Annotated in this window: 15 protein-coding genes and 1 other RNA gene; 13 read left to right on the forward strand and 3 right to left on the reverse strand. The window is 35.4% G+C overall.

Going from position 1 to position 15,564, the window contains the following annotated elements; translation table 11 throughout:
• Window positions 1–15 precede the first annotated feature (15 nt).
• From FC73_RS00920 to FC73_RS00930, 3 genes are all read left to right on the forward strand, one after another.
• Window positions 16–2,829 (forward strand): helicase C-terminal domain-containing protein, encoded by a 2,814-nt coding sequence (locus FC73_RS00920; protein WP_010021482.1) that lies wholly within the window; start codon window positions 16–18, stop codon window positions 2,827–2,829.
• A 65-nt stretch (window positions 2,830–2,894) separates the two neighbouring features.
• A complete protein-coding gene (locus tag FC73_RS00925; RefSeq protein ID WP_010021480.1) occupies window positions 2,895–3,398 on the forward strand; it encodes a cell wall elongation regulator TseB-like domain-containing protein in 504 nt (167 codons plus the stop codon).
• Window positions 3,399–3,424: 26 nt separating this feature from the next.
• Window positions 3,425–4,135 (forward strand): DnaD domain protein, encoded by a 711-nt coding sequence (locus FC73_RS00930; protein ID WP_010021477.1) that lies wholly within the window; start codon window positions 3,425–3,427, stop codon window positions 4,133–4,135.
• Window positions 4,136–4,294: 159 nt separating this feature from the next.
• On the opposite strand, the gene FC73_RS00935 is transcribed toward FC73_RS00930, so the two are convergent.
• A complete protein-coding gene (locus FC73_RS00935; protein ID WP_056936276.1) occupies window positions 4,295–6,598 on the reverse strand; it encodes a PBP1A family penicillin-binding protein in 2,304 nt (767 codons plus the stop codon).
• 12 nt (window positions 6,599–6,610) lie between these two features.
• On the reverse strand, window positions 6,611–7,234 hold the full coding sequence (gene recU / locus FC73_RS00940) for a Holliday junction resolvase RecU (protein ID WP_010021475.1): 624 nt from the start codon (window positions 7,232–7,234) through the stop codon (window positions 6,611–6,613).
• A gap of 107 nt (window positions 7,235–7,341) precedes the next feature.
• Between recU and FC73_RS00945 the strand changes: the two genes are divergently transcribed.
• From FC73_RS00945 to FC73_RS00960, 5 genes are all read left to right on the forward strand, one after another.
• Window positions 7,342–7,905 (forward strand): SLOG family protein, encoded by a 564-nt coding sequence (locus FC73_RS00945; protein ID WP_010021474.1) that lies wholly within the window; start codon window positions 7,342–7,344, stop codon window positions 7,903–7,905.
• Between the two features lie 54 nt (window positions 7,906–7,959).
• Window positions 7,960–8,397: a cell division regulator GpsB gene (gpsB, locus tag FC73_RS00950; protein ID WP_010021472.1), complete on the forward strand. Its 438-nt coding sequence runs from the start codon at window positions 7,960–7,962 to the stop codon at window positions 8,395–8,397.
• Between the two features lie 12 nt (window positions 8,398–8,409).
• An RNA gene (gene rnpB, locus FC73_RS06880) (RNase P RNA component class B) lies at window positions 8,410–8,789 on the forward strand.
• 69 nt (window positions 8,790–8,858) lie between these two features.
• Window positions 8,859–9,980, forward strand: coding sequence for a THUMP domain-containing class I SAM-dependent RNA methyltransferase (locus FC73_RS00955; protein ID WP_010021470.1), 1,122 nt, complete (start codon window positions 8,859–8,861; stop codon window positions 9,978–9,980).
• A 30-nt stretch (window positions 9,981–10,010) separates the two neighbouring features.
• A complete protein-coding gene (locus FC73_RS00960) occupies window positions 10,011–11,123 on the forward strand; it encodes an NAD(P)/FAD-dependent oxidoreductase (RefSeq protein WP_010021469.1) in 1,113 nt (370 codons plus the stop codon).
• Here the strand turns inward: FC73_RS00960 and FC73_RS00965 are convergent.
• Window positions 11,116–11,520 (reverse strand): ribonuclease HI family protein, encoded by a 405-nt coding sequence (locus tag FC73_RS00965; protein WP_010021468.1) that lies wholly within the window; start codon window positions 11,518–11,520, stop codon window positions 11,116–11,118. The two genes, FC73_RS00960 and FC73_RS00965, sit on opposite strands and share 8 nt — an antisense overlap.
• A gap of 37 nt (window positions 11,521–11,557) precedes the next feature.
• On the opposite strand from FC73_RS00965, the gene FC73_RS00970 reads away from it, so the two are divergent.
• The 5 genes from FC73_RS00970 to pyrR are packed head-to-tail and all read left to right on the forward strand — an operon-like array spanning window position 11,558 to window position 15,559.
• Window positions 11,558–11,944 carry an EbsA family protein gene (locus FC73_RS00970; protein WP_010021467.1) on the forward strand — a complete coding sequence of 129 codons (387 nt, stop codon included), beginning with the start codon at window positions 11,558–11,560 and terminating at the stop codon, window positions 11,942–11,944.
• Between the two features lie 22 nt (window positions 11,945–11,966).
• Window positions 11,967–13,625, forward strand: coding sequence for a formate--tetrahydrofolate ligase (locus FC73_RS00975; protein ID WP_010021466.1), 1,659 nt, complete (start codon window positions 11,967–11,969; stop codon window positions 13,623–13,625).
• Complete coding sequence (gene lspA / locus FC73_RS00980; protein WP_404825576.1) at window positions 13,600–14,103, forward strand: signal peptidase II; 504 nt, start codon at window positions 13,600–13,602, stop codon at window positions 14,101–14,103. The genes FC73_RS00975 and lspA overlap by 26 nt, the downstream gene beginning before the upstream one ends.
• Window positions 14,093–15,010 carry an RluA family pseudouridine synthase gene (locus FC73_RS00985; protein WP_010021462.1) on the forward strand — a complete coding sequence of 306 codons (918 nt, stop codon included), beginning with the start codon at window positions 14,093–14,095 and terminating at the stop codon, window positions 15,008–15,010. Before lspA ends, FC73_RS00985 begins: the two co-directional genes overlap by 11 nt.
• Window positions 15,011–15,022: 12 nt before the next feature.
• Window positions 15,023–15,559, forward strand: coding sequence for a bifunctional pyr operon transcriptional regulator/uracil phosphoribosyltransferase PyrR (gene pyrR / locus FC73_RS00990; protein WP_010021460.1), 537 nt, complete (start codon window positions 15,023–15,025; stop codon window positions 15,557–15,559).
• The last annotated feature ends 5 nt before the right edge of the window (window positions 15,560–15,564 follow it).

A 15,564-nucleotide genomic window follows, 5' to 3' on the forward strand; every position in this document is an offset into this window, starting at 1 on the left:
AGGTAGGTGATACTTGTGCCCAAGAATACAAAATATGCAGTAGTCGATATGGAAACAACCGGAACGGATGTTTCAAGTGGTGACAAAATCATTCAATTTAGTTGTACTTTTGTTCAAGGTGGGCAAGTTATCGATTCCTATTCAACTTATGTTAATAATGGTGAAGCCATTCCCAAAGATATTACTCATTTAACCGGAATTAATTCGCAAACTATTAAAGGGGCACCGTCGTTTGATCAGGTTGCTGCCCATATCTATAAGATTTTAAGTGGCACCGTTTTTGTTGCTCATAACGTTAACTTTGATTTTCCCTTTTTAAATGCTGAATTAGAAAGAGTTGGATACCCAGAATTAAATATTAAGGCAATTGATACCGTTACCCTAAGTCAGATTTTCTTTCCGGAATTAAACGGTTATCGTTTAAAAGATCTGAGTCATCATTTTGGTATCTCGCATACTCATCCACATTCTTCTAAGAGTGATGCTGATGCTACGGCTCATTTACTTCTAACGATTATGAATAAGATTGAAAAGTTACCGTTAATCACGGTGCAAAGTATACTCAAAGTTAATCCTGATCTTCCGCGGGATACCGTAGAATTTATTGCTGATCGAGAGCAAATGAAACGAAAACATTTGAGTAATTTGGCTTCTCAGTATGTAGTAGTAAATGGCATTGCATTAAAAAATCAGACAGCATCTTATTCTATTTCAGAACATAACTTAACCAAATATCCCAAAATCAAGAAGCAAAAAGAGAAACAATTTAGTGGTAAGTTAGATTGGCGTAGTTCACAGAGTAAAATGATGAACCTCATTTATAATAATTATCATGAAAATGAAAAGCCAACCTATAATTTATTAATAGAAGCTCCCACAGGCAGTGGGAAGACGTTGGGCTACCTGGTACCCATGTCGTATCTAATTAATGATGGAGAACAACTGGTTGTTAGTACATCCACTAATGGATTACAAGAACAGTTATACGCTACCATCAAAGATCAATTAGAACCCTTACTGAATACTAGTTTTGACGTTGCTCTTTTAAAGGGAGTTAATCATTACATTAATCTGGAACGTTTTAGTAAAACTCTCCAATTCCATGATAAATCTAAGCAATCTCAATTTATGAAGGCTAGAATTTTAGTTTGGCTGACTGAGACGAGTACGGGTGATTTAGATGAGCTCAATCTTCCTAATGAGGTTCCATTTATTGATCAGATTAATTATCAAAGTTCGCACGTGGCGAATGGAAAGAATAATTCGTTTCGGGATGCTGACTTTTTAGCAGCTCAGTTTAAGCGAGTGGAACATGCTGATATTGTTTTAGTTAATCATAACTATCTGTTTGAAAATGGTCAGCAGCTAAGTGATCATATGAATTCCAAACCGTACTTAGTGGTTGATGAAGCTCATAAGTTAGCTGATATTGCTTTTTCATCACAGGAAAAGTTAGTTAAGTTTAATGTATTGAAGAAAAACATTGGAAGAGTTAAGAATGATTTATTTCAAACTCATGGACTTAACCTGAACGAAATTTTTTCTGACGATATTGATGAATTAAACCGACTCAACAGACTTGATTCACAGTTAGATGCTGTTTTTGATACGAACCAATTAGTATTACAGGATTTCAGAACAGAATTTATGAAACCAGTTGAGACTAGACGTGCGGAGATGGCTATTTCTGCCCAAAACTTATTGAAGTTTATTCAGTCTCATCAGGGTCAAATTAAGCATTTGACTAGTATTAATCTCAAATTAAAAAAATTTATTAATGCTTTTAAGACATTAATTCAGAAAGAAAAGAATCGATGGACCATTTCTGATAAGGTACTCATTGAGAAGTTTGAACGTCATTTGCTTACCATTATTAATTATATTGATGGAATTGACGTGGATAAAATTAAGCAGAAGGTTAGTGAGAAATCACATTTTTATTGGATTCATTATACCGAAGATTTAGATACTAACCATGTAATATTGCTAACTGGTGATTTTGATTCCAAAAGCAAATTAAAAGAAAATGTTTATCAGTATTTTCAACCGATTATTTTTACTGGGTCGACTTTATTTACATCGAAAAAATCACAATATATTTTTGATCAATTAGATTTGAATCGGTCTGATACCAGGATGAAGCGATTAAAGTCGTCTTTTGATTATGCTAACCAGGCTGAAATGATGATTTCACAGACGACCCCAATGCCACCCAATGGAGAAAATGATGAATACATTGCTTATTTAGCTAATTCGATTTGGAAACTTATTAGTGCTAATTCAGTTCCGACGTTAGTTTTATTTAATTCACTTGATATTTTGAAGAAAGTTTATGATAGATTAAGTCATAGTAATAATGGTAAGTTTATGATTCAGGCAGCGGGGGTTTCTGGTAGTCAAGAAAAAATTGTTAAACGATTTGAATCTGTAAAAGATTCGGTTCCTGTCATCTTAGGGGCTAATGGCTACTTTGAAGGTGTTAATTTTCCTGATAATTTGTTAAAACAACTTATCATTACCAGGATTCCATTTGATTCTCCTAATAACCCGGTGGTTTCGAGTCGGGCTAAGTTTCTTAAGGGTCAAAATAAAAATCCATTTTATAATTTCGATTTACCGGAAGCTATCATTAAGACCAAACAAGGCGTTGGCCGTCTAATTAGAAGTGCAACGGATTATGGTGTGATTAATTTTCTTGACAGCCGCTTAATTGATAAGCGTTATGGGAAGCAAATTATTGATGCTCTTCCGCAAGGATTACCAATTAAAACTGGCTCCATTTCAGAGATCGTTAAAGATGGTCAAGATTTCTTTAAAGAAAGAAATTAATTAACTAATCGGTTAGTAAAGTTTGCTATAATGGGGCATGTAAAAGCTAGTAAAAGAGGAATATCATGTACAGAGAACAATTAAAACGAAAAAAAACTCATCGAATGCGATGGATAATGATTACAATTATTGTTCTAATTGTAGTTGGAATTATCCTTTTCTTTCATGCTGCCAAAGCTCCACTATTACATGCACGATCTCACGTTACTACGGTAGCCGAAAATAGTGCTGGTTTTCATAACATTAATCATTTCTATTCTTCTAATTTAAACCAAACGTACTATTCAGTTGGCGGATATGATAAACAAAACCAATATGCTTACGCTATTTTGCCTAAGAACGGTAAAAGCATGCAAGTTGTTACGCAAAAGAATGGAATTAACCAACAAGAAGCTGAGCGGGCTGCTCAAAAGATTGGGAAAGCCACTAAGATTATTAACGCGGGGCTGGCAATTTATCAAAATAAGCCAGCCTGGGTGGTTTCTTATTGGAATCAGAATAAACGGTTAAATTATGTAACTGTCGATTATAAAACAGGAAGAATTGTTCAAACCATCAATAATTTGTAGTGATCGATCATTATAGGAGGAATAACATGAGTGAAAATTTAGAACGTTATTTGGACTATGGATCGATTAGTGTGTCAGGTTTTTTATTACAACATTTTGCTGAATTAGGTATGAATCCTTCAGAATTAGTGATCTTTTTGGAGTTAGTTTTAGCTCGCTCACAAGGAAATCTTTTTCCAAGTGCCAAAAAGCTATCGCAAGCAACTGGGATTAGTGAAAATGATATTTATAATTTGTTGCATCAGTTGGTTTCTAAGAATATTATTAGTATTTCCAGCACTAAGTCTGGTGAAGATGAGTATAAATTTAATTTGTTGAACAGTAAGATTGATAAGCTAATTGATTCAAAGACTAATATCAAAACAGGTAACCGATCACAACAAGAACGAAATAAGCAAAATGATACAGTTAAAGAACGTAAGGGGCTCTTTAAAAAAATTCAAGAAGAATTTGGGCGACCTTTGTCTTCCATTGAACTTGAAATGATTAATCAATGGATTGATCAAGATCATTATTCACCGGAGATTATTGAATTGGCGCTGAAAGAGTCGGTTTTAAGTCAGGTATATAGTTTGAAATATATGGATCGAATCTTGTTAAATTGGCAACATCAAAATATTAAAACGGCTGCTCAGGTGCAGCAGGCAAATGAGCGCCGACAAAAGGGAATAGAAAGTAAGAATAAGCGAAAGCCTAATCAGAATATTCCTATTTTTAAGATTGATAATCAAAGATAACAAGTAAAAAAGGACCAAACTTTGAAGTTTGGTCCTTTTTTGTTTAAATGGAGGTAAATATTAGTAAAAAGTTAAAAGTTACTTTAACTTAATAAAACAAAAATAAAAAAAGACTCAAACCATCGAAACGGCGAGTCTTAATCAGTTATTTATTTAAAATTATTGGCTAGATGACGAACTAGCGTTTTGGTTATTATCATTACTTGAAGCAGTGGTTGAATTGGTACTACTTTGATTATTCTCACTAGAAGACGATTCAGAAGAAGACTGATTATTTGGTTCTTCAACTTTAGAACTTGATCCAGATGAGGTTTGACTTGAACTGCTTGAATTGCTATCAGATGATGAACTACTTGAATTCTTTGAACTTGATGAGTTGGAAACTACCGAACGATTTTTGGAAGCTTGTCCAGACTGACTAGCGTTATTATTAGCAGATACTGCAGTTCCCATGTGTCCTTCAATATAGTACTCATTTACACCATCGCGCCGTGTCTCAACCACATTATCTGGCTTCTGCCAATCAATATTAGGTTGTCCAACAGAGGCTTGAGACATCATTTCCTTATAGTAGGTTTGTGCAATTCTGGTTTGTTGTTCTGAAATATAATTTCCTGGTTTAAATTGATGGTCATATCCAGTCCAAATTGAAAGGGACAAGTTCTTAGTGTATCCAGTAAACCATGAGTCCATAGAAGCTTGATTTGGAACTCGCTTAATCCAATCATCAGGGTATTGTGTCGTTCCAGTCTTTCCAGCTTCATAAAGTCCAGGGATTTTAGCAGCAGTTCCTGATCCATTTGAAGATGTCATAACTCCCTTAAGCATGTCATTCATCATAAAGGCAGTATCTTGTGACATTGCGCGATGTCCCTTGGAACTAAACTTCTTTTCAGCTCCGTTAACATTGACCACTTTATTAATAAGGTATGGCTTGTAGTAGGTACCACCATTAGCAAACGCAGCATAGGCAGCTGCTTCTTGTTCTGAAGAAATATATGCACCAATCCCGTTTTGAAGTTCAAGGGGTTTATCGAATGTCATACCTAACCCTGACAAGAAATCTTGAGATCTTTGAATTCCAACTTGTTGTAAAGTTCTGATCGCAGGAATATTACGTGATTCAACTAATGCCTTTCTCATGGTAATAGTTCCTTCATGTTTATTGTCAAAATCTTGTAATTCTTTGTTGGTTCCAGGATAAGTAAATGGTGTATCTTGAACTGCTTGATAGGTTGGCCACTTCAAATACTCAATGGCTGGACCATAATCCATTAATGGCTTCATGGTTGAACCACTTGATCGATCGGTTTGAACAGCTCGATTCAAACCAAATGCAATTTTTTGTTTTCGTGACCCTAGCATTGAAACAACTTTACCATTGTTAGAATTAACCATAGTTGCACCAATTTGGAAGTTGTTGTTAGGGAATTGAACTGGGGAAGTCGGATTATTAGCTAAATTGTACATTTGCTTTTGATCATCCATGTTTAAATTGGTATAAACTTTATTACCAGCATTTAGTTTGTAACCCTTTTGATCTAATTCTTGGACAACTTGCTGAATATAAGCGTCAGCATATTTTTCATTCTTCATATCCGGAGAAGAGTTTGCAGTGTGCTTTTTTGCTAAACCATCTGTAATACTCGTTTGTTCAGCTTGATTGGCTTGTTCTCTAGTAATCACTTTATTACTAGCCATGGCTTCCAAAACTTGGTTACGACGATCCGTAGCAAGTTTAGGATTCGTGTATGGATTATATTGTACAGGAGCTTGAGGGAGACCAGCTAGAAAAGCAGTCTGAGAAAGATTGATTTTGTTTAATGGCTTATTAAAGTAAAAATCAGAAGCAGTCTGCATTCCATAGGCATTATTACCCATATATACTTTATTGATATAAAATTCTAGAATTTGTTGTTTACTGTAATCATGATCTACCTTAACAGCTAACCATGCTTCCTGAGCTTTACGTTTGATTGTTTGATCAGATGCTTTAGTGGAAAATACTGATAATTTAACTAGTTGTTGCGTTAAAGTACTCCCACCTTGAAGGCCACCGTTACCACGAATATTTGAAAAGGCGGCTTCAACAATTCTGGCTGGATCAACTCCATGATCTTTGTAGAAATGTCGATCTTCAATTGAAATGATTGCATTCTTTAAATTATCAGGAATTTGGTCCTGCTTTACATAGTCTCGATTTTGAGCTCCTAAACGTGAAATGACCTTTCCTTTTGAATCATAAATCGTTGTTGAATTATCACTTGAAAGGGTATTATAGGATATTTTCGGCGCACTTGAAGCGTAATAGGTAAAAAGCCCAGCCCCAAAAATCACCATGGCAACAATTATGGCTAAAATCCATAAAATAATTTTTTTCCATAACTTCATTTTTTTCTTTTGGGGTCCCTTACGATGCTGAAACTTTTGCACCCTGGACGCATTTTCATTTGAATCGGCCATTAGATATCTCCTTTATATGTTGTTCCTGTCATCGATAATATGATCAACTGCACTGAGGTATGGAATCAGTGGTTGAAAGTGATACTTAATTTGGTATGCGTTATCTTGTAATTCTGTTTTAGAAATTGATTTTCTGCCACCATTATTTTGCCGATCCCAATAATAAAATAAATTTGGTCCCGCTAAGACAAAAAGCTCATTACTTTTAACAAATTTTATCATTGCAAAGGTAATTCCACCTAATTGAGTGCATTTCCTCATGTGTTCAATTTGATGCTCATGAAAATTACTAAGGGGAAAAGATGTATTACTGGTAGTTTCCTTGGCATCAAAATCAATGTACTTACCACGATAAACTCCATTGTAATCAGTAGTGGACGCGTGTTGAAAATATGCTTCCTTAATCACAGCAGCACTTCGCTTGGGGTAGTCAACATTAACAATTTGAATTGGAGTTGGTTTTTTATGTACAACCGCAATATCTTCATCTAAATAGTATTCATTACTTTGGTTTAATTCTGCTTCAAGTGACATCCCACGATCTCCATAATTAATGGAGGAATTCTTCGAAAGATTAAGTTGTTTTGATTTGTTGGTATTCTTGAAAGAACTACCATTTGGATAGTGGAAATTCATTTTATGGCCTCAATCCATTATATTAGATCAATCATGTTAACATATACGTAATATATTATAGCAATAGTAAGTAATTTGTAGAAATAAATATTGAAGGGTGACAAGAAATGAGTCGCGTTTGGGTATCAGGATATCGAAGTTATGAACTAGGAATATTTCAAAATGATGATCCAAAGTTAAAAATTATCAAACAAGCATTATCGGATCAGCTTTCTCAATTAATTGAGAGTGGTTGTGATTGGATTATTACTGGGGGTCAACTTGGCATTGAACAGTGGACAGTTGATGTTGCTAAAGAATTACAGCAAAAATATCCCCATGAGTTCCAGTTAGCAGTAATGCTACCATTTAAAAAGTTTGGGTCAAATTGGAATGAAGATAATCAAGCAAAATTGAACCAAACCATTACCAAATCAGACTTTTCTGATTCAGTAAGTAACCATCTATATGATTCACCCAAACAATTAAAAAATTATCAACGATTTATGTTAACACACACGGATCAAGCTTTATTGGTGTATGATCCAGAAAATGAAGGTAAAACTAAGTATGATTATCAGGCAATTCAACAATTTCAACAAAGCCATGCCTATCCATTGCAGCTAATTGATTTTGATCAGTTACAAGATATTGCTGATGATTACGAACGCAATTTAAATGATGACTTTTAGTTTTAATTCTGTTAAAATAAATATATGCGGAAATGATTGGTGAGGTGTGTATTAATGGAAAATATTAATTTTACTCCAAAACAAATTCTACAAAAAGAATTTAAGCAGAAAATGCGGGGATATGATCCTGCAGAAGTTGATACTTTTTTAGATAGTATCATTAAAGACTATGAAACTTTTCAACGTGAGATTGATCAATTAGATCAAGAAAATCAAGATCTTAAGTTAAAAGTTGATGAGTTAACACGCCAAGTATCAATGGGTTCTGGTGCACAGAGTACACAACGTCCTGTGGAACGTCCAAGTTCTCAAAAGCAACGTGCACCTGAAGAAACAAATAATGAGCCGGCTAAACAAGAAGCACCTAAAGCACAACCTTCAAATCAGCCGGCTCAAAGTCAGAATCCTACTGACATGGATATCTTAAAACGTTTATCTAGTCTGGAACGCCGTGTTTACGGTGAGGATTCAGATAATTCCAATAGATTTTAAATACTTGGTACAGGTCCTGAGTAATCGCGGTCAATGAATGTTGGCTGAGGAAAGTCCACTCTCGCACAAGCTGAGATGCTTGTAGTGTTCGTGCTCGGTGAAAAAATAAGCCGAGGAATCATTAAGTTGATTACGGCGAAAGAACGAGCTAAGGTTATTGTTACTATGCTTTAGTATTTCATAAAGTGCCACAGAAACGACTAATTTGAGAAATCAAATTATTGGAACGCAGTAAACCCCGCGAGCGGGAAACCCAAACTTTGGTAGGGGAGCTTCACACACGGAAATTGAACCAAGTGTGGGGGAAGAACATTATGTTCTTGAGATAGATGATTACTACTTAATCACTTTGTCCTGAAGTTGTGGTTAAGCACAAAACATGGCTTACAGGGGCCTGTACCGTTTTTCAGGTTGAGTGGGATTTTCCCACTCTTTTTTTATATAAAAAGGGAATGAATAAAATGAAAAAATTTAATTTAATGGCAACATGTTCAGCTGGGCTAGAAGGACTAGTTGGAAATGAATTACGAGACTTAGGATATGAACCCGAAGTCAGAAACGGAATGGTTCTATTTACAGGAACCGTTTCCGATATTATTAGAACGAATCTATGGTTAAGAACGGCTGATCGAATTAAAATCATCGTGGGTCGTTTTAGGGCGACTACTTTTGATGAGTTGTTTGAAAAAACTAAAAGTTTAGATTGGGAAGACTTAATTCCAATGGACGGAAAGTTCCCCGTTGAAGGTCGTTCCCAAAAGTCTTCTTTACACAGTGTTCCCGATATTCAAGCCATTACTAAGAAGGCCATTGTTGAAAAGATTAGCAAGTTTTATCATCGAAGAACCCGACTTCCTGAATCAGGATCATTGTATCCATTAGAAGTTCGTGTAAATAAAGATGAGGTTATGGACACCCTAGATACTACTGGTCCAAGTTTATTTAAGCGTGGTTATCGAGTTGCCAAGGGAGAAGCTCCTTTAAAAGAAAATATGGCTGCCGCACTAATTCTCTTAACCAACTGGCACCCAGAAGAAATGCCGTTTCTTGATCCAATGTGTGGTTCTGGTACCATCCCAATTGAGGCAGCATTAATTGCTAGAAATATAGCTCCTGGATACAATCGCGAATTTGTTTTTGAAGACTGGGATTGGGTCGATCCTGAACTTGTTAAAAAAATTCGTGCTGAAGCGGATGCCAAAGCTGACTATGATTCTCAATTTGATATCATGGCCTCCGATGTTAATGAGCAGATGGTTAATTATGCTAAAGTAAATGCAGAAGAAGCTGGTCTACTTCATGATATTCAGTTCAAACAGGTTGCAGTTCAAGATTTTCATACTGATAAACAAGATGGTGTGCTTGTAACTAATCCACCTTATGGACAAAGAATGGGAGACTCAAAAGAAGTCGCCCAACTCTACCATGAAATGGGAAAAGTCTTCATCCCCATGAAGACTTGGTCTAAGTACTATCTCACAAGTGATTTGAACTTTGAAAAAGAATATGGTAAGAAAGCTACTAAGAGACGTAAATTATATAATGGAAGAATCAGAACAGATTATTTCCAGTACTGGGCTTAACAAAATTTCAATAAGAAAGGGAAAAAGTAATTGAGAAAACGAATTGCGATTATCGGTGGTGGAATCGTTGGTTCTACTGCTGCATATTATTTGAGTCAAATGCCAAATGCTGACGAACGTGACGTGGTAATGTTTGATGATAGTTACGGTCAAGCTACCAAAGCCGCCTCTGGAATTATATCTCCATGGTTGTCAAAACGTAGAAATAAGCAATGGTATAACTTAGCAAAGGCTGGAGCTAAATTGATTCCTGAAATTGCTAATGACACTCATATGAATTCGGAAATTTTTGATCATTGCGGAACAATTATTACAAGAGAAGACGAAAGTAATTTAGATGAATTATATCTTTTTGCCAAAGAACGAGCCCAAGTTACTCCAGAAATGGGCAAGATCCAAAAATTAGATCGGAAAGCGATTCAATCTCAAATTCCAATTCTGACCAACCCGAAGTCTGGTGTTTTGGTGTCAGGAGGAAGTCGGATTAATGGTGCACTCTTTTGTCAACATCTCATTTCAATTGCGAAAAAAAATAATCTTACGGTTCATGATGGAAGAGCAAGACTAATTAATGATCATACCATTTCTTTTAAAGAGCAATCATTTGAGTTTGACCGAATTATTGTTGCTACAGGAGCATGGGTCAAGGAAACAATGCAACCTTTGAATGTAAAAGTTCATGTGAGACCACAAAAGGGACAATTAGTTGAACTTAAAGTTCCTGATTTTCCCGATCATGAAAGCATGCCAGTGATGATGCCTGAAGGAGAATATGATTTTATCCCACTAGGACATGGAAAACTAATTGTTGGGGCCACTCATGATGATAATAAAGAATTTGATTTAAGCAAAGAAGCAAGCGTTGATAACCAGTTAATCGATTCGGCTCAAAACTTGGTCTCAGGATTAAACTCAACTGATATTATACTGAGTAAAGTTGGAACGAGGGCTTACACTAATGATTTTGCTCCGTTTTTTGGAATTGTTCCTAATCATGATAATGTATTGATTGGAAGTGGACTAGGTTCCTCGGGACTAACCACTGGTCCTATGATTGGTAAATTATTAGCGGGATCGGCTATTTTTGGTGGTCATCCTGATTGGAAGATGTACGAAAAGCCTATTTCTAACTACATCAGCTAGAATGAAGAGCCTGAAATGCTAATTCATGAGCACCCATGTTTTGATTATCAGGAATCCATTTAGTTAAAACAAACGCAAAATGGCTTTCTAATTCAATAATTTGATCAATATATTTTTGATAGTGTTTTGCATACTGTTTATTAATACTGTCACTCAAAATTGAACTATCAGTGTAGTATAATACGGTTACGTTTCCTGGTATCTTACCGGAATGTCTTAAATGATGTTGAAGGACTTTTAAAGCTTCAATACAGGCTTTAAATTCGCCAACGTGATTGTCTTTTGCTTTACATTGTTTCTTAATTTGTAATTGTTCTTGCTTATGAACGATTAAAATTCCAATCCCACATTGGTGACTTTGAGGCTTAATTGCTGCATCTGAATATAATTTATACATGAGTTAATTACTCCATTCATTTAAAGAGGTTTAAATTATGATAACTCAAAAGAGAAAGTTTTTGTATCAGCCAAATATTACTACTAGTATCATCTGCTGGAGTTGGACTCTTATTGTTTTATTGATCGGAGTTATTATTTGGCTTGAAATAACTCATTTTCAAGAGATTACGTTAGGCTTTTTCATTGCTTTTATTTTATTATCATGGATTCAAATTCATTTTAGAAAATTAATATTAGTAGGAGATACTCTGACATTACGAAGTGTATTTCATCCCCGAGGAATTAAAATGAATATCAAAGATATTAGTAACGTTCAATTAAAAAGGTTTCAGCTATCTTTTAATTACAAAAATAAGAAATATACATTTGTTCTTCCTAATAATTCAACAATCGAATTGAGCGAAGCATTAAACAATAAATAGCATGCTAATAGAAGGTGATTTAATGAAGACAGATATTGAAATATCACAAGAGAGTAAGTTAAAGCCAATTCAATCAATTGCTAGTAAGCTTTCCATCCCAGAGAGTAAGGTAAATCCCTATGGGAAATACATGGCCAAAGTTTCAAGTGATACTCCTGACCAAGGTACCAAGAAAAAGTTAATCCTTGTAACAGCAATTAATCCAACTCCTGCAGGAGAAGGAAAATCAACAGTCTTAATTGGACTTGGTGATGCATTAAATCAATTAAACAAGAAGGTTGCAATTGCATTGCGTGAACCATCAATGGGTCCCGTAATGGGAATGAAAGGTGGAGCAGCTGGCGGTGGATTCGCTCAAGTTGAACCCATGGTTAACATCAACCTTAATTTTACTGGCGATATTCATGCTCTAACCTCAGCTAACAACACGTTGGCTGCCTTAATTGATAATTCGATTTACCAAGGAAATAAATTAAACCTTGATCCGCGTAAAATTCAATGGCATCGAGCCATGGATGTTAATGATCGCGAATTGCGTAATATGGTAATTGGCCTAGGTGGTTCAAAGTCAGGAGTTCCACGAGAAGAACATTTTGAAATTACTGCTGCCAGTGAATTAATGGCAATTTTGTGTTTATCAACTGATTTAAACGACTTAAAACATCGAATTAAGAATATTTTAATTGGATATACTTATGAAAATAAGCCTGTTTTCGTTTCTGACCTGGGGGCTGAGAGTGCGTTAACCATTATCTTAAAGGACGCCATTAACCCTAATTTAGTTCAAACCTTAGAACATACTCCTGCCTTTATTCATGGAGGCCCTTTCGCCAATTTAGCAATGGGTTGTAACAGTGTTCAAGCTACTAATACAGCTATGAAGGTTGCTGATTATACCTTAACTGAGTCTGGGTTCGGATCAGATCTTGGTGGAGAAAAATTCATGGATCTGGTTTCACCACATTTAAATGTTGATCCAAGTGCGGTGGTAGTCGTAGCTTCAATTAGAGCACTAAAGTTTAATGGTGGATTAGCCAAATCAGAGTTATCAAGCCCAGATGTTGACGCTTTAAAAAAGGGAGTCAAAAATTTGGATCATCACATTCGAGCTATGAAATCCTTTAATAAGCCTGTAATCGTTGCCATAAACCAATTTAATGATGACTCACCTGAAGAAATTCAATGGTTAAATCGTCATTTGGAAGATTTAGGGGTTGAACATGGAATTAGTAAATCATTTATTGAAGGTGGCAAGGGTTCAATTGATTTAGCACAAAAATTAACCAAATTGGTTGATAATGATGATTCACTTAAGCGAGTTTACAGTAATGAAGATAATTTGACAGATAAAATAAATAAAGTTGCTAAAAAGATTTATGGCGCTGGTGACGTGGTCTTATCGTCAAAAGCAAAGGGACAATTGAAGGACATTCAAAAAAATGGATGGGATAAACTCTCAATTTGTATTTCCAAAACTCAATACTCTTTGTCTGATGATCCTCAAAAGCTGGGTGATCCAAGTGGATTTACCTTGCATATTACCGAATTATTGCCTAAATTAGGTGCTGGATATATTGTTGCCATGGCTGGAAAAGTTATTACTATGCCTGGTTTACCAAAACATCCCGCTGCCATTGGAATGGATATTGATAAAAATGAAAAAATCACTGGCTTATTCTAAAAATAGAATCTTAATTTGGATACTTACTGCTTTACTGTTTGTTCTTTTACTTACCCTTGATCAGGTTTCAAAGTCATGGATTCGTTTAAATATTCCAACGGGAAGAGACATTTCAGTAATTCCTGGAATTCTTTCGCTCACTAACATTAATAATACTGGAGCAGCCTGGAGTTTTCTTTCAGGAAAATCATTTATTTTTGAGATCATTGCAGTTATTGCTGTTTTCGTTTTTTTGTTTTTCATTTACTTTGAAAGAAACCATACTGGTTATCTAATTGGTTTAACGTTAATGCTGGCAGGAACCATTGGAAATCTATTGGATCGTTTTTTGGTGGGCTCCGTTACTGACATGATTCAGTTAGATTTTATTAATTTTCCTATTTTTAACGTTGCTGATTCATGTGTAACGATTGGAGTAATTGTGTTATTTTTAGTTATTTTATTGGCAAAACCTGAAAGTGAAAAACATGCAGAATAGAGAATTTGAAGTTACAAGAAAGAATGAAAGACTAGATAAACTAGTTGCAGATCATTATGAAGACTTAAGCCGTAGCAGAGCCAATGAACTCATCAAAGAACACTTAATTTTGGTTAATGAAAAGAAGGAGAAACCAAAGTATAAATCAAAAATCGGTGATTTAATTCAAATTGCAATTCCTGAACCAAAACCATTAGATTTAACTCCACAAGATATTCCATTAGATATTGTTTATGAAGATGATCAAGTTATCGTGGTTAATAAGCCTCAAGGAATGGTAGTTCATCCGGCTCCTGGACATCCCGATCATACCTTAGTAAATGCGTTGTTGTATCATACAAAACTTTCATCCATTAATGGAACAGTTCGTCCTGGAATTGTTCATCGAATTGATAAGGATACTTCTGGGTTACTAATGGTAGCAAAAACCGATGTTGCCCATAAATCATTATCGAAGCAACTAAAGGAAAAAACGAACCGAAGAAAATATCTTGCATTAGTTCATGGTAATATTAAAGAAAGTTATGGGACAATTGACGCCCCCATTGGAAGGTCAACAAAGGATCGCAAAAAGCAGGCTGTTATTACTGGAGGAAGGCCTGCTATAACACATTTTCATGTTCTAGAGCGCTTTGGCGGTAAGTACACGCTTGTGGAATGTCAATTAGAAACGGGAAGAACTCATCAGATTAGGGTTCACATGAAGTATATCGATCATCCCCTTGTGGGTGATCCATTATATGGTCCAAAGAAAACAATTAAGGGAAATGGTCAGTTTTTGCATGCTGCGGAATTAGGCTTTAAACATCCCACTACTGGTGAGGAACTAGATTTTAAAGTTCCAGCACCTTCAATCTTTTTAAAAACAATTGACCAATTGAGAAAAGAATATCCTGATGTTGAATAAGGAGTGAAAATTATGGCAAAAGAAAAAGTCGTAGTTGACGGTATGGCAATGCAGCGTGCTTTAACGCGAATTACCTACGAAATTATTGAGAAAAACAAGGGAATTAATGATTTAGTTCTTGTTGGAATTAAGACACGTGGCGTTTATTTAGCAAAAAGAATTGCTAAGCGACTTGAAAAACTCGAAAATGCTGAAGTTCCCGTTGTTGAACTTGATGTTACTAAATACCGTGATGATTTAAAAAATAAAAAGTCAAATTCAGAACCGGTTAATGATAGTAAAGTAGATGTTAACAATAAGAACGTCATTTTGGTTGATGACGTTTTATATACTGGCAGAACGGTGCGAGCAGCGTTAGGTGCAATCAATGAAATGGGGCGACCAAAGCGAATTGGACTCGCTGTATTAGTTGATCGTGGTCATCGGGAATTACCGATTCGTGCTGATTTTGTGGGGAAGAATATTCCTAGTTCAAAAGACGAAAAAGTCAACGTTTTGGTTTCTGAGATTGATGATCGCGATTCAGTTGAGATCGTCTCTAATAAGTAAAGCAG

The organism is Fructilactobacillus fructivorans, assembly GCF_001434095.1.
In the GTDB taxonomy this organism is placed as follows: domain Bacteria; phylum Bacillota; class Bacilli; order Lactobacillales; family Lactobacillaceae; genus Fructilactobacillus; species Fructilactobacillus fructivorans.